General features: G+C 36.2%; 13 protein-coding genes. All 13 read right to left on the reverse strand.

Annotated elements, in window-relative coordinates:
- Positions 1–327: 327 nt before the first annotated feature.
- A complete protein-coding gene (locus tag J0K78_RS03265) occupies positions 328–2,586 on the reverse strand; it encodes a UvrD-helicase domain-containing protein (RefSeq protein ID WP_206945363.1) in 2,259 nt (752 codons plus the stop codon).
- Positions 2,587–5,451: a PD-(D/E)XK nuclease family protein gene (locus J0K78_RS03270; RefSeq protein ID WP_206945364.1), complete on the reverse strand. Its 2,865-nt coding sequence runs from the start codon at positions 5,449–5,451 to the stop codon at positions 2,587–2,589.
- A gap of 878 nt (positions 5,452–6,329) precedes the next feature.
- A complete protein-coding gene (locus J0K78_RS03275) occupies positions 6,330–6,572 on the reverse strand; it encodes a helix-turn-helix domain-containing protein (RefSeq protein ID WP_206945365.1) in 243 nt (80 codons plus the stop codon).
- A gap of 362 nt (positions 6,573–6,934) precedes the next feature.
- The gene (locus J0K78_RS03280) at positions 6,935–7,474 is read right to left on the reverse strand and encodes a VUT family protein (RefSeq protein WP_206945366.1); all 540 of its coding nucleotides are present in this window, start codon (positions 7,472–7,474) and stop codon (positions 6,935–6,937) included.
- 130 nt (positions 7,475–7,604) lie between these two features.
- The gene (queE, locus tag J0K78_RS03285; RefSeq protein ID WP_206945898.1) at positions 7,605–8,333 is read right to left on the reverse strand and encodes a 7-carboxy-7-deazaguanine synthase QueE; all 729 of its coding nucleotides are present in this window, start codon (positions 8,331–8,333) and stop codon (positions 7,605–7,607) included.
- Positions 8,330–8,815 (reverse strand): 6-carboxytetrahydropterin synthase QueD, encoded by a 486-nt coding sequence (gene queD, locus J0K78_RS03290; RefSeq protein WP_206945367.1) that lies wholly within the window; start codon positions 8,813–8,815, stop codon positions 8,330–8,332. The genes queE and queD overlap by 4 nt, the downstream gene beginning before the upstream one ends.
- Entirely contained in the window at positions 8,815–9,483 is a 669-nt protein-coding gene (gene queC / locus J0K78_RS03295; protein WP_206945368.1) for a 7-cyano-7-deazaguanine synthase QueC, read from the reverse strand. Before queC ends, queD begins: the two co-directional genes overlap by 1 nt.
- Positions 9,484–9,678: 195 nt before the next feature.
- Positions 9,679–11,976: a protein DpdD gene (gene dpdD, locus J0K78_RS03300; protein ID WP_206945369.1), complete on the reverse strand. Its 2,298-nt coding sequence runs from the start codon at positions 11,974–11,976 to the stop codon at positions 9,679–9,681.
- Positions 11,966–12,478 carry a phospholipase D-like domain-containing protein DpdK gene (dpdK, locus tag J0K78_RS03305; RefSeq protein WP_206945370.1) on the reverse strand — a complete coding sequence of 171 codons (513 nt, stop codon included), beginning with the start codon at positions 12,476–12,478 and terminating at the stop codon, positions 11,966–11,968. Before dpdK ends, dpdD begins: the two co-directional genes overlap by 11 nt.
- Positions 12,471–16,991 carry a protein DpdJ gene (gene dpdJ / locus J0K78_RS03310; RefSeq protein ID WP_206945371.1) on the reverse strand — a complete coding sequence of 1,507 codons (4,521 nt, stop codon included), beginning with the start codon at positions 16,989–16,991 and terminating at the stop codon, positions 12,471–12,473. The genes dpdK and dpdJ overlap by 8 nt, the downstream gene beginning before the upstream one ends.
- Before the next feature lies 1 nt (position 16,992).
- Positions 16,993–17,655, reverse strand: a complete 663-nt coding sequence (locus J0K78_RS03315; RefSeq protein ID WP_206945372.1) for a hypothetical protein — start codon at positions 17,653–17,655, stop codon at positions 16,993–16,995.
- Positions 17,642–20,866, reverse strand: a complete 3,225-nt coding sequence (locus J0K78_RS03320; protein ID WP_206945373.1) for a hypothetical protein — start codon at positions 20,864–20,866, stop codon at positions 17,642–17,644. Before J0K78_RS03320 ends, J0K78_RS03315 begins: the two co-directional genes overlap by 14 nt.
- Entirely contained in the window at positions 20,863–21,696 is an 834-nt protein-coding gene (locus J0K78_RS03325; protein ID WP_206945374.1) for a hypothetical protein, read from the reverse strand. Before J0K78_RS03325 ends, J0K78_RS03320 begins: the two co-directional genes overlap by 4 nt.
- Positions 21,697–21,700: the final 4 nt, after the last annotated feature.

Genomic DNA, 21,700 nt, shown 5'->3' on the forward strand with positions numbered 1-21,700 from the left:
ACCAATTATGGCAAGTGATCTCTCGTTCAGTGTACGGATCAGGATTTCCTTTAAATTTCCCTTCCCATACCCGGGCTCAAGCGGAAATCTCCTCACCTCGTAGGTATCATATTTCAGTGCCTGCCCCCCTTAAAGGGATGGGAGAAGAAACGTAAATGGGTAAAAATTCCACAAAATCCCTGAAGCCACACTAGGCGTCCTCACAAACGCCAGTAAAGAGTCTTGGATAGAGAACAATCGAGGCATCAAGACCAAAACTGAGGATGTAAGACGAAATAAGAATAGTAAATTCTTTATTTTCTTTCTCAATAATCTATAAAGTTATGCTTACATCTGGACCTTTACATAAGAATCTCCTAATTGGCTTAATGAATCTATTTCAGTTAATATTTCATCTTTCCAAGACCAGAATTTAGAATGTAACTGGGATGGTTGTTTTTTTCCACGAGTTACAAAACACATGGCATGCTGAGCACGAGTAACTGCAACATAGAATACTCTAGCCTCCTCAGCATAGAATTCTCCTTCAAACTCTTCCATCCATTCATTAAAACGGTCAGATTGTCCAAACCCTTCAATATCTAGATCAATTCCCCAGTCACTTTTCTCTTCTTGAGGGTCAAATATGTCAAAGAATTTAGGAACTTTAAAATCATCTTTTAATGGTCGCTGTAAGTGAGACATAATGATAATTGGGTACTCCAAGCCTTTACTTGAATGAACGGTAGAAAAAACAATTTCATTTGGTTCTTCTGCCCCAACATCGGCTTCATCCATTTTTTCTTCTGTAAGTATAGCCATTTGCAATCTTTCAAAGAAACTTTGCATAGTTAGGGCTTCAGCATTTTCAAACATATCTCGTGACCATGACACCAATTTTTCTAAATTTGCTATAGCTTGATAATTTTCTTTTTTTGCATAGTATTCTCTTACTCCTGTGAATTCGTACAACCTAGTTAGTAACTGTGGCACAAGATCGGACTTAATACTCTCACGTATTTCCATCATTCCGTTATACCATCTCTCTACACTAGATGTATTCTTTAGCCAAGTGGATAATTGATTACTTGCCTCTACTGTCTGGTGAACAGTTACTGGAGGTCTCACAGGGAAAAAAGGTGTACCCATAACTAAATCTAAAGTAGTATCATTTGGATAATTCAGGATAGCGTTTAGCATATAATAACAATGTATGATTTCGGATTTTTGAAAAAAATTTCCACCAGTATCAATTTTTACAGGTAACCCTGCTCGTTGAAAAAAGACCTTATAATCTTCCATTTGACGATTAGTTCTAAACAGAATACAAATGTCTGAATACTGAACTGGCCTTACTGATTCATTTGGTTGGTCGATCTGTTTATCTAAGTAAGAATGAACTTTTTCAATCGTTTTAAGAATTAATGTTTCATCATTTGCTGTTTCTTCTATGTGAATATATTCCATTGGAATAATATCATCATTTGGTTCATAGGCATCCTCAGGTTCTTTTAATTTTTCCTTTAAAAATGTGTACCTATTACTCATATTTGAAAATAGGGTATCTTGTACGCGAAATAGGTTTTTTGTAGGTCTTCTAGATGCCAATAAAGGTAAGGGTTCCATACCAAAATCATTAGCTAACTCTAGAAGCACCGAAGGCTGTGCTCCTCTAAAACCATAAATTGATTGTTTTCGATCTCCAACTACTAAAACATGTGCTAAGTATGGGATTAGAGTTTTTACAATTTGTAATTGGGTCCGGTCTGTGTCTTGAAATTCATCAACAAATAAATATTTGTATTTTCTCTTCATAATTTTTCCTATTTGACTTTTATGCTTTCCCAGTAAGTCTGCACATTTCCTTAATAAATCATTGGAATCTTGAGACCCTTGTTCTTCTTTAATCTTTGTATAAATCTCATCTACCTTTTGCAAAACATTCGCAACAGCTATTCTATAACATAAATTATCAGAATTTTTATCTTCAGGCTGCTCTAATGTTTTATGTACTACATGATTAATACTACGCCCATTGTTACGAACATGTTCATATGCACTTGCAAAAAACTTTTCCCATTCATAAGGTTCCCAAGGGATATTCTCATAATTAAATAGAATATTAGTATCTGGATTGTCCACCGCCCAGTCCATAGCTTCATTTAATGCATCGTTAAATTGTACTTTGGATAGCATCATTTCTGTTTCATGAGGAACCCCTTCATCGTAGCCGTGTTGTTTAAGTATCATTGTACAAAATCGATGAATAGTGCCTATAAAGCAATTAGCTAAACGTTCTGTTTGTTCAAACCACATTTCTGCTTCTTGCTGATCCGTTGTTTTTTGTATGTGTTTATCTAAAGCTTCTTCCAGCCTCTCCCTCATTTCATCAGCTGCCTTATTCGTAAACGTTATAAGAGCAAAGTCATCAACGTTAACATCTTCTTTTTCTTTAATTAAATGAAGGACGGCCGCTACCATGGTTCTAGTCTTTCCTGATCCTGCTCCTGCTGAAGCAACTGTAGGTTTCGCATAACTATTTTGTATGACATGGTCCACTATATCTGCTTGTTCATGAGATAATGGTATCCCACCACGTGAAATCATTTAAGTTTCCTCACTTTCTGTTGCAATTCCCAAACACTCAAGACGCACTGGACATTTTTTACAATGATCTCCCGGGTTTTTAGAGAATTTATTGCTTTGGATCGCGGATATCCACTCAAGAATTAAATCTGGTGAATTTCGGTATATACTTTGCGCTTTTTTATTATAGGATCTACTCTCACTTCCTTTGTTCTCATAAAAGAATCCTACAATGGTATTTCGCCACCAACTTACTGCTTCCTTTAATGAAGAGAAGTGTTGCACACCATTTACTGTAGTTAGATCTGTAGAAGAGTTTGAATCTGCAGGAAGCAACCATTCTTTATTTAATTCATGGTCCAAAATAGGGACATCAAATTTGTAAGTTTTCCAAAAATAAGGGATAGTAAACTTGATATCAATAACTTCGTCTTCCTTTTCGTCATAGACTTCAATGGTTTCTTGAGATTCACCAAGCACATCATTCAACCACATCCACCTTTTAGAATAGTGGTAATTAATTAAACCACTATTAACTTGATTTTTGATTCCATGCCAGGTTGTTGGGGATAAAGCAGAAAACATTTTTCTAACGTTCTCTTCTACTGAATTAATTGATTCGAGAAAGTACTTTTTTAATTCTTCTTTTTTTTCTTCCTTATTATCTTCTTTTTTTACATATGGGATACTCTCTCTTTCATTTAACATCTTTTGCAGAACTTGATTAACCCATTCTGATTGGGCAACATATTGAAGTTGCCATTCCATACGATAGGATCTAGCTTCTGGATGCAATAATTCAAGCCGATACCTTGCAGGACATAGTCCATAGTGTGCTAGTTCGCTTAACTCATATGTTCTTCTATCTGCTGAATTTGGTTCTGGGAAAGTTGGTATATGAGGAGCACTCTCCATGTCTACGATATCTTTAGTTTCAAATTTTGTTATATGGACATTTAAATTTTCCGCTACTAATCTCACATAAGCACTTGGTTGATAAGAACGATCTGAATCTTGTAAAGAGTAGGAGAAAATTAAACGATCCTGCGCAGCCCTTATAGCAGTTAAAAACATATACCTTTCTTTTTCTAAATGCTCATTACGCTCATCTTTATAAAAAGGCCATCCTTCCATATACTGTGATGGAACATGTTGATTATCTACTGAAGCAAAAATCACCACTGGCTTATGAATATTGTCTATAGTTTCTGGACTATATACTTTTAATTCTGATTCCCCTTCCGAGTCTTCACCATCTTCATCACCTTCATCATTTTCATCTTTATTAGAAACTAGAGCATGAAGAATTTCGCTGAATTCCTCTGTATCCAAATCAATTGAATATTCTTCTTCTAATTCTTCAAACACTTCCATAATCTTATCTAAAATTGCTCTCTCTGTTCGTCTCAGATCTTTGGGAATAACCTCGAATAGTTGGTCTCTTAATCTTTCAATATGCTCACCAATTGATCCACTTCCAGCGTCAAACAGTTTTGAGCAAATTTTTTCTAATAATTCTATCACTTCTTTCCAAGCATCTAGAACCCTGTTATCTAGAGTTTTTATAGAAATTCTATCAGAGAGGGTATTCGTGCGACAAAACTTATATAAGGAGTTTATTTCTCCTATCCACTCACCCTTAGTTGAACAATTTGAAAAAACTTGGTATTTGACAGCCCGGAATTTCGGTGTGAGACTTTGCTTTTTTGCTCCTAACCATCCTGAGCCTAATAAAGTTTCTAACTGATCTGCATCAATTTTTAATTCATTATCTTCCCAGATGTCATACAAAGTGAGAATAAACCGACCTACAGGAGTAAGCAATAGCATCCTAGGTGAAACTGGTAAAGAGATGTTTTCACCTTTATATTGAATAGGATGAAGTTCTAACAGATCACTTAGCCTATAAATAAATTCATTTCTCCTCCTAAAAACGATAGCAATATCTGTAGGGGAGTATCCTTCCTTTATTAATTCTTCGATCTGTTTGAGGATGTCAAACAATTCATAATCCCGGTTCATGTATTGTTTTATAAATATATTTTCCGTTTTATGCGCATAAGGAGTGCTTACTTTTTTGAAAATTTCTTTTTGTAAATATCGAAGGTCTTTATATGTAGATATCGGATTATTATCATCACTACTAATCCACTTAACATCCAACCCTGGAATACAGCTATATGTCCTTTTTATGATATCAAATCCTTTTTGATTATCGTTAAAAGGGACAATCAATGATATATTAATGTTGTTTTTCAGGCATACATCTATTAACTCTTGTTGTAGTGGTTTCAAAAAAGTAAATCCTTCCATAACCACTTTAATTTCCTTTCCAAACTTATGAATAAACGTATTATTAATAAAATACAAAGCAAGTTGCTCGTACATAAATTTGCCTTCGGATTTCAACTCATGATAAAACTGCTTTTGAATACTTGGTAAAAGACTTCCTAATAAAGGATCGAGAAGTTCATCTTGTAATTGGTGAGGGATTCCATATGTAAGGCGGATTTTTTTTTCTTCAAGTTCCTTTAGAGCTTTTAAAATTGACGAGTAGTCCTTCCTCATTAATTGCCTTTCTTTCTCATTGGAAGCAACTTCCCCGATTGCTCTTAATAGGAAGGTTCTTTCCTCTAATGCCCCCGCCAATTTACCTGGGTATGCTTCCTGGATCCACCCTTTTAACACATTATCGAAAAGTGCCTTTTTCTCTTCACCCTTATGATTAAAATTAAATTTTTGGCCATCAGGAATTAGGTCTTCTCTCTCTTTTGCCATATTCCCTGTGGCAGTGATGTACACATAATCGCTATTATCTAGCTTCAGGGTTTCCTTTACTAAATCATCTTCAGGTCGCAACCCATTATAATGGTATAAAGTGCCCATTTACTCTCTCTCCCCTATGGTAATCTATCTCCTTTGATATCACAAAATTGCCAAAACATCTCTCTATATAGTAACGAATGACTATTTTCATTGTCAATTTTTATATTTTAATCTACATCTTTGTCATATAAGAATTAATTTTCAAACTTATTTTTTTCAATTACTTTACTTCATGAATTAGTATCCTATAAAAAGTGCCTCGACCCAAGTTAACATTTTTAGAGCAGTCTGTATCAGACACATCCATTTCCCTCATGGAAACAGGCGGTTAACTTAGCTATTAGAAGCTCAGGTACCGGAAAATACACGGTGGTTACTAGAAACAAATTACAGGAGTTGCATTTGCAAATGGAGAAATTAATGAATTACGTAACTAAAAGACAATATGAGGATGAACTGCTTTCCTTAATCATTTTTTATAACTGCCAATTACTTTTATGCATTTCTAATTGAGCGAAGACAATAGATAATGGAGAAATACGAAAGTTTGAATCGAGATTGTAACTTCCCATCATTTGTACAATAAAGTAAATGAATGCTATAAAATATTCTTATATAAACATACCTCTCAATGTTTTGCCAACTAGATAACAATGTTCACAAAAAGACCTATGCTGAAAGAAGTCTGGCATCCCTTCTTTCAGCATAGGTCTCTACTCTATTATCCGTTTAAATCACAATCTTTAATTGATGACAGAATTTCCTTTATCGCTTCATTTTTACTTGCAGCCTCCACTTTATAATGTCGGTTATATAATTTGGTCATAGCAATACATTGATCAGCTTGATAAATCTCAATAAATAACGGAAAACGCTTAACCTCAAGGTACAAATACTCTTTATAAAATATGTATGTTCCCTCCCTATATTTTTATAGATTATTCCAGTGTTTCATCGATTTCTACTAATAGCGCCCCTGGATGGACTTCAAGGACATTTGCCATTCTATAAAGTATAGGTAGTCTCGGGGATCTTTCCCCTCGCTCGATGAAACTAACATATGTCCGATCAATACCAACTAAAAATGCAAATTCTTCCTGTGATATTCCTCTTTCTTCACGTAAATGCTTAATTTGTTTTCCGATAGCTTTTCTTACTTCTAAATCATAATCTTTTTTCATACATAAATCTTCTAATGGTATGGAAAAGAGCACCACGTACGGAGAGTCACATGTAATATATTTCCTACAAAGGAATCCCCCACGCTAAATATTTTAGTGAATACTCACATCAATCTTGCTAGTTGGAAATTTGTCTTTTCTTAATAGGCATCTAGTTGTCCATTCCCTTATTGTGACCGTCTCCCTGCTTCACTAAAATGTTAACGTAGTGGGGGCGCGCACTTTCAAAAAAGCACGCTAAACTGTTATATGATTTATAACAAATAGCGTGCTAATCAACTTGAGTATTTCATTGAAAATTATACTAAACTATATGAAATTATTTCCTAATAGAGAATAAAAAAGTTACTCTAGATACGATATTAATTAGTACTAGCATTAGCTTTTAATAGATAATTAATTGGATTTAATAGCAGTGCGCCTATCGATTGAATGACTGTTTTAACAATAACTTGCCCTAAAATAGCTGCGGGAACAGCCTCCCATGGTAAAAATTCAGCACCTAGCGGACTTAATCCAATTATTACAAACACAACTGAATCTAGTAATCCACCGACTAAACCACTATAAAATACTCTCCAGCTCATAGGTAATTTTAGACGTGTATAAATTTCGGTATCAGTAGTTTCAGCAATAGCAAATGATAGTGCTGATGCTATAACAATTAACATTGTATCTCCCAAAAGAAATGATACTATAGCAGATAAAACTAGTGCCGTTGCAATAAAGAAATAGGTTTTCTTTCTCCCGTACTTATTCTGCACCAAATCCCGAAAAATAAATGTAGCACCAATTAAGAATGTCCCCATTGGCACAATAAATATTCCAAGATCAAATGGAGCAAAGGCAGCCGTTACTACGTTTGCAGTAACAATTGATAATAAATAAAATAATAACCTCATATAGTCACCTCAAACTGTAGGTAATAAATAACGTTAGACCAAAAAAGGAACATACGTTCTATTATATGATAAACTTTTATGATGAATTTGTAAAACAATTTGATTGTGTAACTCATTTATTTAAGTCTTGCTAAACACCACGCTTGTTTCCCCAAACATAAGTATGGAGTTGTGGGAGTACTTTCACATCTTTAAATTCATTGTCTGCCATGGCCTTGTCTATTAACCATTCATATTTTTGAAGTAAATGGTTTACTAACTGTGAATTATCAGTGGTTTGACTATCGTTATTACCTACTTGTAGAAAGAATGGAAGTTCTGGATAACGATGATGAATTTTTTTCGCATAGTTGTAGTCTTGATCATCAAAGACAACTACTTTCAAACTGGCATTTTGACCCGTGGTGGGTCCATTTAAATTTTTGATAATCATATCGAGAGCATCAAAATTTGTGTTCATACCAGAGCTAGGTGGCTTAGGGGAAATCGTTAGTTCATCAATATCCAAGAACCAATCTTGCCATATACTTCCTTGTGTTTCTAAAGCAACTTTTATATTGTTTGCTTTTAATAAATCGATTAAGTAACGAAGGTTTTTTAATAATGCAGGGTTACCTCCAGATATTGTCACAAATGAAAACCCTTCGCCACCGAGTGATTTAAGCTCTTGCCAGATCTCTTCTGCATCCATTTGGTTAATCAAAGATTTTCCTGAACCGTCCCAAGTAAAAGCAGAATCACACCATGCACAAGAATAATCACAACCTGCCGTTCTAACAAACATGGTTTTCTGGCCAATAACCATACCTTCCCCTTGTATAGTAGGACCGAAAATTTCCATTACTGGTACCTTGCTCAAGATTCCATCCACTCCCTTTTCACCTCTGCAAAACTAGTAGGTGTTTCATATAAACGAACAAATTCTACTCTAGCATCATTATATATTTCAGAGCTATTATTCAAGGACTCACTCATTTTTTCATAAATCCAAACTACCATGTTTTCTGCTGTTGTATTCATTTTTGGTAATGTTTCATTAAGATAACGATGATCAAGATAAATTTCAATGTCCTCTTTCCAAATTTGTTTGATATCACCAAAATCTATTACAAGACCGATTTCATCAACAAACCCACTAATACCAAACACAACTTTATAGGTATGCCCGTGTAGATTTTTACACTTCCCTTCGTAACAATGAAGATGATGAGCTGCATCAAAGGTGAATTCCTTACTAACAAGCACGCGTTTGGTATGATATTGAAGCTCTTTCTTTTTTATATCTTGGTCTATTTTTTGAAGATTTTCTACTATTTTAAAACCAAAAAAGTCATTTCCCATTATCCCTCAGCTCCTTCTATTGAGCTAAGATATCTTTCTAGCCCCTTCTTTCTTAACTTACACGCTGGGCACTCACCACATCCATCACCTATTACACCTTCATAACAAGTTAAGGTTTTTTCACGAACGTAATCTAGTGCCTTTAATTCATCAGCAAGCTTCCATGTATCTGCTTTATCTAACCACATTAATGGGGTATGAATTACAAACTGTTTATCCATTGACAGGTTTATGGATACGTTTAGAGATTTAATGAAAGAATCTCTACAATCAGGGTATCCACTAAAGTCCGTTTCACACACACCAGTTATTACGTGCTTAGCATCAACTTGACTTGCTAAAACAGCAGCAAACGATAAGAAGATCAAATTTCGTCCCGGAACGAAAGTAGAGGGTAAATCTTTACCTTCTCCTTCTTTTATTTCAATATCATCTCTTGTTAATGCATTAGGAGCGAGTTGATTTAAAAGTTGCATATCTAATAAATGGTGTTTAACATTTAACTCTTTCGCGATATTTTTTGCACACTCAATTTCTTCCTTGTGCCTTTGATTATAATTAAAAGTAACAACCTCTACTTCTTTGAAAGTTTCTAGAGCCCAAAATAAACATGTTGTACTATCTTGACCTCCACTAAAAACGACAACTGCTTTTTCATCCTTTAACATTTAATAAGACTCCCTTCAAATGAAAAAACAGTACCCCAAGATGAAGTACTGCTTCTCCTTATTTTTTTAAAGAGGGGTGCTAGAACCTCTAATAACTTGATTAATTTTTATGTTAACACAAATTTCGACACAAAATAAGATGAAAACCTTAATTGGAAATAAGTAAATACCACACTTGGATAATTGGAGATTTCCCTAGGAAACTCCATACATATCATATCTATTTTCCAAATACGATTCAAGTGCTTCCACAATCGCTGTTTCCCCTGCACTTCTCGGATAAATAGGGTTATCTTTAATAAATGGTGAAATGCCATAAAACAACGCATGGGACAGACAAGTCGTGACAATGATCACCAAATCCGAATTACGCGCGTAAGATTTCGCTTCATTAGTGAGTTTACTATCTGTACAAATACGTACTTTAATATTTTTATTGCGCTTTTTAATACGATCAACTGCCCGAACTGCTGCTTTCTCCCTTAAGGAGTATATCGTAATTGTTTCATTGTCTAGTGTTGAAATAGGATCGACATATTCTGTATTCATGATGCTATCTTCAATTGATTTAATCAAATAGGTATCTCCACCAATTTCCTTGCCGATTTTCACCCATGATTGAATAACTGTCGTTTTCTCATCAACAAAACGCTCCATTAAGCCTGTTGCCCAGTTACTCCACAATGGAAGTAGCTCATGATTGGAAATACCAAAGTCTTTAAACAGTTCAATTGTTTCTAATAACTTCTGGGATAAACGTTCCACTGGTGAAATATTGAACCATTCTTTTGTATTATTCCAGAATTTATCCGCATACTCGAGATCTAATGTTAAAACTGCTTCCATTAAGTTAAGAATAAAAGAAGTATTGTCGGAATTTTTTTTCGCATGGATTAACAACAATTCAATCGTATATTCATAGACCGTAATAGCCTTGTAGTTCGGAAATTGTTTATCTAACATTAAATGGCTGACAAACATTGGAATTGCAGTGTTCAGTAAAAGCTTCTGATGATGGGAAAATTGTTCCACCGCTAATTCCATAATACAATTTGACAAATCCTCTAATGTTTTTAAGGTGAATAAAAACGAATCAGATTGTTCATCCAATTGATGGAGTTGTTGTTCAAGCACATCCACATCTGCATCCTCGCTCAGTAAAAACTTAAACCATTGGCCCCAAGATAATCTTTGTACCTGTTCTTGCTCTGCGGAACTTGCCGAAGTACCTTTTTTCCACAGTAAAACATACATCATATTGCCTTTTGTTGCATGCTGGTTACAAAGCAATTCCTGATCCTGTTTCTTTAACTGTTCAAATTGTGCATAAGCATAGGCTGAGATATCATCTAATTCCAACATCGTTGCGATGCCAGCTAGTAATGCCACTTTTTCAGGGGTTGTTTCACAGTCTAGTAACGTTATATACGCATCTTCATATTGCTCAACTTGATAGTTTTCCATCGCTTTTTCTATTAGCGGTTTATCTTCTTCTGGTTGTTGTGGTTGTTCAGATCCGTTTACTTTCTTGATTAAAAAGTCAATTAACTTCTTGGTTAACTCATCTTCCGCCTTTTGTTGGTAACGTTCCAACTTTTCCAACTGATTCGTAAATGCTGCTTCATATGCGAAAACGCGTAACAGATATTCTTCATCAAGTCCTAACTGGGAACGTAACAATCCACCAAGTCGTTGTCTCGTTTGCTTAAAAACAGTATAGGTTTGTTCAAAATCCTTAATAATATCTGTATCTACCAGTACACGTTGATAGAAGGCATGTAATAAGGCAGAATGAACCCGTCTGGGAATTTTCGACAACCCTGCTAAAAGTTCAAAATCGTTAGAATCCCAAATTTTCCCCCATTTGCTTTGACTACTGTACAGTTGGATGGATAAGAACTTGATGTTTTCATCTGTCAAAAAGTGACCCTTTTGCAGTTCGATTAATATTTGATATGCTTCATCCCATTTTTTCAAGGAAATGGCTTGCTTAAATTTACTTCTTAACCGAAATGCATTCACTTCTAGTTCCTCGTATGCGATCAGTGGTCGCTGTTCATCAAGGTGCAACCACATACCTAGTCTTTCGAAGATGGTTTCCTGTTGTGTGGCACTGCTTTCCAACATATAATAACCATCTGGATACAACTGACTGCCGTATTTTCCTAGTGCTGACTCGGGGTCAAAATATTGCTTCGAGTCGGTAGACTGTTTCGAAAAATAGGGTAATAACAAATGATTAATCTCACCAATCGTTCGTAAAAGCTTTTGTTCATTGTTTGCTAGGATGAGCCAATTGACTTTTTTTCCTCTATAAAATGGCAACAATGTTGGTTTTCCTTGATTTGCTCGTTCCACTAACTTTAAGATGATGAGATAATCTGCTGTCCAGACATTATCTTCAATTTGAATGTCATAGGGATTGGATTGATTAACTTTCAATAATCCAGTTAAAAATTGAGCCAATACATCATTTTCCATCTTAATATTCAATACGTTCAGCCTCCTCCCAGCGCGCTTGGGTGGACATCATCGCCTGATTCACTTGTGACGTATCAGATGTTATATTAATTTTCTCACCATTTATGTTAATTCCACTGTAAGTAAAGTTCATCGAACCATGAATATAAAAATTGGATGTCACTAAACCTTTTTCATGGTTATTTACTAACCTTTTGCATTCTACAACCCCATCCATCGTTTGAAGGAATCGTTTCGTTTCTTCACGATCCGGATCACAGATAATTCTCACTTTTGCACCTTTCCACACTAACGTTTTAAAAATGTCAGAGAGATGTACGACTTTTCCCTCTAGTAATGGGAAGATGTCCGTATATTCGCCAAAATCATTGTTCATAATCGGAGAATCACTTAAGTAAGGAGAAATCAAATAAATTTCCCTACTCGGGATCATCGTTTCTGCTACAAATAATGAGATGAGACAATCTTTTAATGATTGTGATCCTCCATGGGACCTGATAACACGATTATTCATGGCTTATTTCCCTCACACTTAAATCGATATACCATTCTGTACCTTTGTTTGTTACTTGATGTATATATGGGTGGTACATTTCAAAATGATAATCAATTGGATTTTGAATAAAATAGATTAATTCTTTTTGACATTCATTCATTTTTTCAAAAGGACATATCACCCGAACATGAATTCCTTGTTGTAAGGATGCTATCACTTGCTCTTTCCAGTCCTCATTCGTTGCATCAACCGCCCGGTAATTGGGTTGTAAATAACTTTGTAGTAATATTCGTGATGGCTTGGCAAACGATTGATATGGGCTATACATAGTTAAACACTCTGGACAAGAATCTTTGCAGTCGCTCCATAGCAAAGATTCAACAAAGATAAACAATTGTTTTTCATCAATATCCATCCCACCATTTAAGTCCATTAGAATCTCCGTTAACTGTTCACGAATGTTTTCTAGTCTAAGACAAGCGACTGTGAATACACGTGAATCTATCTTACATCCAAGGCGTACCTCTTCCTGCTTCCATAAATTGTGCAGTGTTGCTACCAAGTCGTCTGTTTTTTCACTCGATCCTTCGTAAAGCAACTTCGAGGTCATACTTACTATCAATTCCTTCTTAGGTGTAATCCCGTATTGCACTAATTTTCGTTGTAACACATCCAATTGTTCCTTCTGGTCATCAATGGTTACAATCTTTCTAATATCGAAAAAGATATCTTGCATATCATCTTCACTTAATAGACTCGTTACTTCGGTTAACCCTCTGGAAATGTCATCCCTCGAGCAATGTTGAATTGAATGATGAATGAATGATTCAAACCGCGAGGGAGAGTTTTGTAATTCAGAAGCAATGGCTGCAATAATCCCCAAGCCACCTGACTCCTGTTCAGAAAACCATATTTGACTGCCAATAATGTCGAGGTGAATATCTTCGGTGTTGACATCCGGAACTAATTTACTAAAGGCTTCCTGGATAGATGCGGCAAGTGTTGCAATCGTTCGTTCTTTAACCCAAGGGATAAAATTGTTATAAGTTGTTAAATCATCATACAAGACCGAAACTTGATCCATTAAGATTTCCATTATCTGTTCATTCTGTATGTGATCCAGTAACCGTTGCACTAACTTAGATTCTTCATTTTCTTGATCTGCTACTTCAGTCGAAACAGTTGTTGTATTAAAAATAGCATGTAATGTACGTTTCGATACTTCAACAGCACTTTTTCTATACTGATTGGCAGCCTGTTCCAATGAAACTTGTTGACTAATTGAAATCGCCACAACAGATGACATACATACTTGCCATAGCCATTCAATCTCAAAATATGTTAAGTGAGATGAGAGTTGGTCATCCTCTTGTAATTGATGAAAATAGAAATATGGTCGAAGTTCGATTTTCAACTGATCCCAATTTGGTAGGGATGTTAAATCGTCAAAAGTTATATCTTTCAATTGAAACGAAATCGCATCGACATCTACCTGAAATCCAATTGCTGCCGGTTCCTGATGATAAAGAAACGACACGTCTTTTCTCATTGTGTCTCCATTTCTCATCTTTCTTTCTAAGTTAACAACCGGAGAATATCTTGTGACTCGTACATACTCATTCTCATTGACTGTAAATAAATTCACATTAGAAAAAAAATCATGTAAGGACGAATGAGGTAATAATGGCAGACCTAGTCCTTTTGCTTGTTCGTCTGATTGATTAATTGTTTGCAAATCAAGTTCCCATTGTAAGAACCCACTCGACCGGTCAGTGACATCACTTGGGATTTGTTCCAGCTCATAGTTTACCGGCTGAAAAATTGAAACGTTCCCTTGATCTGTTTCTGTAGTGTGTAGTTGTACACCTTTAATTGGGCCATCTGCTAAATCAAACTGGTCCCCTTCACCAGGATTTATCCAATGTGCTTCCCATGTGTTATTAACATTTACATACCGTTTCGTTACATTACCTGGAGCAAATTCTCTGATGCCAGATTGAAGTCCTTGGTAGTTCTTTTTTCCACTTGGGTGAATAATTTGTAACTCATGCACTTCTAAAGATGTAAATAAATTTCTAGGAACATATCCATGCATCGGGTAATCATAAATAATTGAATCTGTTGGAAATTCAGTTAATGTTGCGCCCCAGTTTGTCTGCAAATGAGCATGGATAGATGGTAATACATGCATCATGATCGAACGTGGTGGAGTCCACAACACCCGATCGAGTTCCGCACCAGAAATATTTAATGAATCACGAACAAATGGAATAAAACGACTATCTGTACCATTAATAATATCTTCAATAAAATGTACTAGTAGTCTTCTGTCTGAATAATAGTAATCCTTTTGCTTAGGTCGCGACATCAAGTTCCAAATTTGTACATTGCGATTGCTTTCTTTTAATTTAATTGCTAAATAGTCCATCACAATAAATGCTGCTTGAATCCGTTGGATATACGCATTTTTAATTGGTAATGAAAGTTCTGGTAATGTTGGACTATAGATTTGTTCTGGATAATCATACACAAAGCGATCACGACCATACGCAGAAGCAACAATTACTGTCCAAGGGCGCATTCCCCTTGTTCTACCAGCTCGTCCTTTTCTTTGCATAAACGATGCCAAGTTCCGTGGTGCTTTATGTTGGATTACAGCACCGACTTCAGGATCATTGAATCCAACTTCTAATGTACTTGTCGCAATAACAAGTCGGGCTAGTGGATCAACACCCTTTTGTTGGGACGAGGTAATATCAAGTTTTAATGGATTTCTTAAACTCTTATTATCAATTAATTTTGCTGCATCCCACAGTTGGCCAATTCTGCGTTGCTCAACCGTTGTACGACCTAAATGAGGTGCTTCCTTTTCTAGCAGTTTTTTGTCTCGGAAACTACTTAATACTTGTTTCCCTTCCGCATCCCGTTCGATATGATACCAGCGATTAATGACATCTAATTTATCGGTAAAACCAAATGTTTTGGAACCAATTGCACCTTTAGAAACGTCCATTCCGATCGGGTCAAGCATTCGACCGAACAACATTGCCGTTTGAACCGATGTAGACAAAAGCGCAGTCGCAGAGAATGGGTCACCACGCACAACAAGATTGTACTCGACTCCTTCACTTTCCAACTCTTCATCTTTTGGTGTGATATAATAGCTGTGTTTTGCCGATATACCAACTAACTGGGAAAAGAAAGTTTCCGGGTTCGGGAGTGTTGCGGACAGGCCAACAAATTGTATTCCGCGATTCTTGTTTGAGAAATAATTCACTAAATTTCTCCATCTTCGAATCACATAACCAATATGGCCACCTGTAACTCCTTCATAAATATGTACCTCATCAAATAATACGTAAAGCGGTGGGTATTTACTGTCGATACCAAAAATATGTTGTTCCGGTGCACTGGAAATCTTTCTGTTTAACATTTCTGTGGTTGTAAACAAAATATCTGGTGGGTTTTTTTTCATCCTTTTTCTAGTTAACACAACATTTTCAGATTCCACTACTAATCCACAATCATGATCAGGTGCCTCATTCGCACAAATCACACGTTCATAGTTGCCGTTTTTGTCCAGTTTCTCCCGTTGATAATCTGCTTCATGCCAGACCATTGCAGATCCACAATTTGGACAAGTGAAAAACGGACAAATATATCCATCGTCATTTTTTTCCCATGCGCGGTAATTGTGTGATTCGACATCCTCGACTTTATCCGGTGTGTCTCCAAAATAACTTCCAATCGTAATTGGACGAATTCGATTAGATTTCAAAAACTGATTCAACTTCAGAATTTCACTGAGTGCTTCTTTATATTGGTCTTTCAGTAATTCATTTCTAGGATAAATGCCCAGAATCCGTGACCAACTACTTGGATCATTTTTAAGAGAGGTGACTATTTTAACAAAGGCAGGTAAATAAAAGGCTTTAGTTTTACCTGAACCGGTTCCTGCCCCGATAATTGTTCCGCTATCTTTATATACTGTTAAATTTAACAAATGCAGCAAGGAACGGATTTGGAACTTGGACAATTTTAGTTCTCCGTTCCCTAATAAGATTTGCAAGGTATGTATGACAAAATCACTTGCATTTGTCTCACTATTCACGTTTGCCATGACAACATCCCATGATTGATCACGTTTTGGGTATTTTCGATACGATAATAATCCTTTAATATTACTAACGAGATTTCGGCCAGATAACCAATCTTTAAAGGAAAACCGTTGTTTCAGTAAATGAAGAAGTCGCACTGTCTCTGCGAAACGAGTGCGATATCCTTCACCTGTCTTAAATAAAAGACGACGATCATGTAAGTTTTCCACGATCATTTCTATACTAACAGTGTCATGTAGTTCCTCCCAAAGTTCTTCTATCCGTGCGGTTGGAGGATTGTAAAGTACGTCCTCCAGTTTCTCTATCGCATCTAAACTACCACCGAGAAACCCCCAATTTAACAAATGGTTTTCTTTCATCTCTAATTGTGTCAACACTTCTTCAGATAATAGGTCAATCTTATTTTTATCCATGCTATCCCCTCTTGAAACTTATTATAAGGTTATTCGAGAAGTCTTGTTCTTGAAGCCAGTCAGCTATTTCTGGCGTGATATCGGATAAACTTGCTTGTTCGTTCATCACCTTTTCTAAAAACGCTTGAATCGATGGACTAACTTGCAAATTGTTTATTTTTGATTTTACATCTTGTAAAAGGCGATCAAAATACGTTACATTTTTTTCTGTCACGGGCCATCGCTGAGCAATTTTTCTTAGGGATGTGATAATATCATCGATTTCTTTCTTGTCCTCGACTAAACCACGAATTGATTTTAGTGTTCTTGTTGCATCTTCCATCTCTCTCGTCGAAAACGCATGCCACTTTTCTTTATAGGTATTTCCTTTTTCTTCGATCTCTTTTCCTATCCCAATTAACTGACCTTTCTTCGGTTCTGATTCAAAAGTTTCCAGAGTGTTTTCCAACTTGGAAATCACAAGTCCAAGATCAAGCTTCGTAAAGTATATATGGTCATATTGATGTAATGTTGAGATTGCATCAATAATTGGTAAAACCTTTTGGTTAAGATTTGTGACAGCCTGATCAAATTCGACAAACTTTTGATGCTGTTGGATTTTGTCATCCAAAACCTTTGCTTGCTCCATCACATCTTTTGTTGTTGCAATTTTATCGGTTAACACGGACATCCTCCTCCCGATGAAGTGCAGTAAGTGCTTTGTGAAGGTCGGCCAAAACTTGCTTAGAATTTTTAATTACAACTTCAGTTTTTTGCTGTTTTAATTCTTCTTCTGCTTTTGTTCGTTTCTTCTCATACTTGTCATGCATACGATCGAGTAATTTGTCCATATTCAAAAATGTCGCCACAAATGGTTGTAATTGTAATAATGGATTTTGAGCCAAAAGAAGTACGCCTTCATGTAATTTAGCATTATCTAATGTAGCATTTCGTGACAGGATCTCAGATAATTTACTCGCATCTAAGTTGCCATTTTCTAAACCTGCAAATTCACCGGAAGCATATCTTTCATTTTTTTGATTTAGGTAGGCTAACATGCTTCTCATTTCAGTAAAGGTTTGTTTTAATGCTTGGGCATCTGCTGGTGTGCCGATATATTCTTCGGTAGATGTGAGCAGTTGATTGAGGGTCTGTTTTTCCGCATCATATGCTGTTGGAATCGCTCTTTTAAGCAAATCCAGCATATGCAAATACCGCATTCGTGCTGAATTTTCACTTTCTGTGGTAATTTCCGGCTCCGGTAAATAGCCCATTTCCCAATCCTGCTCGTCTAACTCATTGATTACAGATAGTATTTCGGCTGCATCAAAGTAATTTGATTTTGTATCTGCTGTGATTTCTCCTTGAGGGCAGCTATCAAATTGTGTAAAGAAGTCGAGATAAATCGTAAAGTGCTTGTTTGCACCTTTTAATTTTTTTTGCAGCAGAGACCATTCTTTTGATCGATGAGGTTCTTCAGTAATTTCAGGGAGTCTAGGATTCATAATGGCTTCATAAATTACTTTCGTTGATGCATGGGGAGGTATGTTTCCACCAACAGACTCCAAGTAATATCTTGTTAAAATCCCCCATTTCCGAAGCGTCCATTCATCATGTGATACTTCCTCAGGCCTAGACACAAACGCAATCACTTCTTCTTGAAAGGATTGAAGCCAATTATATAATGGCAGAATAAAATCAGTCGCATTTTCAAATGCCCATGACCGCTTTCCTAATTTAGTAAATGCAGCAAGACCTAATAGCGCATAATACGCATCTCTGTTTCTCGGTATCAACAGATAATTTTTCGTCGATGGTTGGGCACTTTGCGCTTCAAAATTAAACATAGTAGTCTTCAGGTGATGCTTGACAAGCGGAACTGCCACTTCCTCTGCTTCCCAGTCTATAAAGTCGATAATAGCTCGATACACTACTTCCCGAAATAGGCGGATACTTGTTAGTTGACCTGTTCCATTCATCCAATTTTCCAGTTCTTTTTGTAACTTTTCAAACTCTTGTTGCTCTTTTGACTTTGCCTCTGCTTGTGGCTTCTGCACAGGTGGAACAGGATGCTCAGTCTTTTTTTCATTGCCCATATGACTATTACCTGTAGGAGGTTTACCACCTGAACCGGGACTTTTATTTTTCTTTGCATCATCACCACCGGATTTAACCTCTGTCACTTCACCTGCAAGAAAAGGTAAACTGAACGCGTCAAACGCCTCTTTTGGTAGTCCCCCTACTGTTTTGTCCCCGTTTTCTTGCCGTGTTTCTATCGATTGATCTCCCCACAATCGCAAAAATGTTGCCAATCGCTCTTGGTGTCTTGGAGACTTGCGCTCAATAAAACGCGGTGCATTAAGTGGATCTTTCCAACTAGGAATTTGAAATTTTTTCGAGAAATCGGTAATCCCCGATGGAAACTGCTTTTGTGGCGCTTGGTTAAAATATTCATGAAGCACATAAGAAACATCTTTTAAAAACATTCTTGGTGTTCGATTATTTTTGTTTTCTAACCCATGGAAAATTTTCAGTAACACGTTCTTATTAAAGGGATATAACGGTAATACTCTTCCGTCTTGCAATTCAAAGTTTGCCCATTGCTGTTGGGTAAACGGGGTTGCAACAGGTAAATTCTCTTCTTGTCCACCGTCTCTAGCCCAACGCTCAATCTCTTCTTTGTCCACATAGATCGCATTAATATAGCGTGCAGCCATTTCAACAATTTTATCTTTATCAGTAAAGGTTGCCTCATCAATAAACACACGACCGGTAACACGTTCTTTTAAATTATCAGGAAATGAGTTTTTATAATATTCATTTGTAATCCCGACGACGGAAAAAATACGACAAAAACGATTTCCCCCGTCATTTCCTTGATGCTCGGTGACCAATACTTCAACAAGTGCTCGGTCAATCCCGGTAAATGAGGTAATATCTTCAATGAACAATGTCAATTTTTTCCCTTGTTCTTTTAACTCTTCCCGTAAGCGCAAGAATACATCTTTTAGATCAGACCCACGTAAGTTTGTACATTTTTGAACAACTTCATCAAGAAACTGATTTAGGTAAGATGCAAGTTGTTGCTTTAAGTCATTCTTCTCATCATAGAGATGAAGAGTTTCTAACAATTTTAACGCTTTTTTAGAAGGGTTAGCTCGTTTGATCGCTTCTAATTGTTCTTGATTCACCTTAAAATCCTCGGGGAGAAACCGTGGTGTCACATCTACTAACTTTTGATTACTCGCCTCAGCAGAAAGTTTCAGTTTGATTCGATCAATCGGACCTTTTTCTCTAAACATAAACTCTTGAATTTCCGAATCAACTAAAAAAGCATACAGTCTTCGCTTGTCTTTTGATGAGATCTTGACTTGCTGGTTTTCTTCATCATCTTGAACAGCTATCGCAAATTGGTGAATAATGTTTCGCTTTAAGTTATCATCACTTAAATGCTCACTCGCTTGAATTAACTTTTTTATTTGATCTGCTGTTTCACTACCTTTAAAAATATCGGACTCGATAATTTGTTCGAGTGCACCGCGAAGCGTACTTTGCCATCTAGAAATAAACAAGGTCGCTTCCTCATCTGGCGATACTTCATTTTCATAACGTTCTTTAATCCAACGAATAAAGTGTGATTTCCCTGAACCATTATGACCTTGAACAATGATGAATTGGTGGTCCTCTCTTGCTTGTAGTACTTGCTTATCCATGAAAGATTCTTCACTCATATGCATTAACCGAGAATCGATAATGCCACTATTAACATAACCAAGATTTGTAAACGGTGTATGTGTAGCAAGAAAGTTTTCTTTTGAAATATAAGTGGCATCTGTGCGAATAATATCTGAAATACGAGACAGATATTTAGAAGAATTATTTAGTAGTTCTCTCATATCTCCACACCCCTTATCGTTATTTCAGATACTTTATCAGTAATATCATGCGATGCCTTTTGTAAGTACCATGTATCAATTGCATCGGACACATATTTCAATTCAAGCAGACCTTGATCATGTAAGGCACGCAATCCACTAGATAAACCCAGCGATAATGTTTGTTTGGTGTACGGTGAATCACCTTGATTTACTTCATTTATTTTTCCGCCGTCTAGTTCAGGTGCAGCAAGGTGAAGCCAGTCCATGAATTGCTTTAACGGCATACTTTTATCTTTAGGAATATTTGCATCGATTAGTAAATCGTGTAACCTTACTGCTGTGTTCGGGATCAGTACTTTATTGTGAATATAACCAAACCCTAGAAAGGCTGCCCATGTCCGCCAACCCGTAATATTCGTTTTATTGTATTCATTAGGTAAAGTACGGTCGGCATTCAATTCCTGATTAAATGCAATTTCTAACGCTTCTGCATTTTCCTCAAAGACTTTTTCTCCTCGCATCAGGTACCAACTCGTAAACCGGCTAAACATATAGTCTTCGTGTTGAAACACACGTTTGGCAATTATTTTACGAAAAGCTTTCATTGTAGCAATTTCTTTTCGATCAATATCCAACTTGATGTTGCCATCACTTGATTCTGAGATTAACTGGGCGTTGTTAACAAAAGAGTAAACCTTATTTGCAATAAAGCTAGTATTATCCACAAATTTCGGTTGCAAGTAATTGACTACTTCTTCTTTCCTCATCGTTTTTTCATCTACTAACTTTAAATAAGCATACACCCGTTTCGGGGTGGTTTCATTGGTTAATCGTTCAATAAAAGGCATGTTC

Origin of the sequence: Halobacillus sp. GSS1, from assembly GCF_017307035.1 — a bacterium.
GTDB lineage: Bacteria > Bacillota > Bacilli > Bacillales > Halobacillaceae > Halobacillus > Halobacillus litoralis.

Bases quoted from the DNA above. Each gene is read 5' to 3' on its own strand.
- J0K78_RS03320 (WP_206945373.1), bottom strand. From the start codon at position 20,866: ATGAGAGAACTACTAAATAATTCTTCTAAATATCTGTCTCGTATTTCA.
- queC (WP_206945368.1), bottom strand. From the start codon at position 9,483: ATGTTAAAGGATGAAAAAGCAGTTGTCGTTTTTAGTGGAGGTCAAGAT.
- queD (WP_206945367.1), bottom strand. From the start codon at position 8,815: ATGGGAAATGACTTTTTTGGTTTTAAAATAGTAGAAAATCTTCAAAAA.
- J0K78_RS03280 (WP_206945366.1), bottom strand. From the start codon at position 7,474: ATGAGGTTATTATTTTATTTATTATCAATTGTTACTGCAAACGTAGTA.
- J0K78_RS03275 (WP_206945365.1), bottom strand. From the start codon at position 6,572: ATGAAAAAAGATTATGATTTAGAAGTAAGAAAAGCTATCGGAAAACAA.
- J0K78_RS03265 (WP_206945363.1), bottom strand. From the start codon at position 2,586: ATGATTTCACGTGGTGGGATACCATTATCTCATGAACAAGCAGATATA.
- J0K78_RS03325 (WP_206945374.1), bottom strand. From the start codon at position 21,696: ATGCCTTTTATTGAACGATTAACCAATGAAACCACCCCGAAACGGGTG.
- J0K78_RS03270 (WP_206945364.1), bottom strand. From the start codon at position 5,451: ATGGGCACTTTATACCATTATAATGGGTTGCGACCTGAAGATGATTTA.
- dpdK (WP_206945370.1), bottom strand. From the start codon at position 12,478: ATGAATAATCGTGTTATCAGGTCCCATGGAGGATCACAATCATTAAAA.
- dpdJ (WP_206945371.1), bottom strand. From the start codon at position 16,991: ATGGATAAAAATAAGATTGACCTATTATCTGAAGAAGTGTTGACACAA.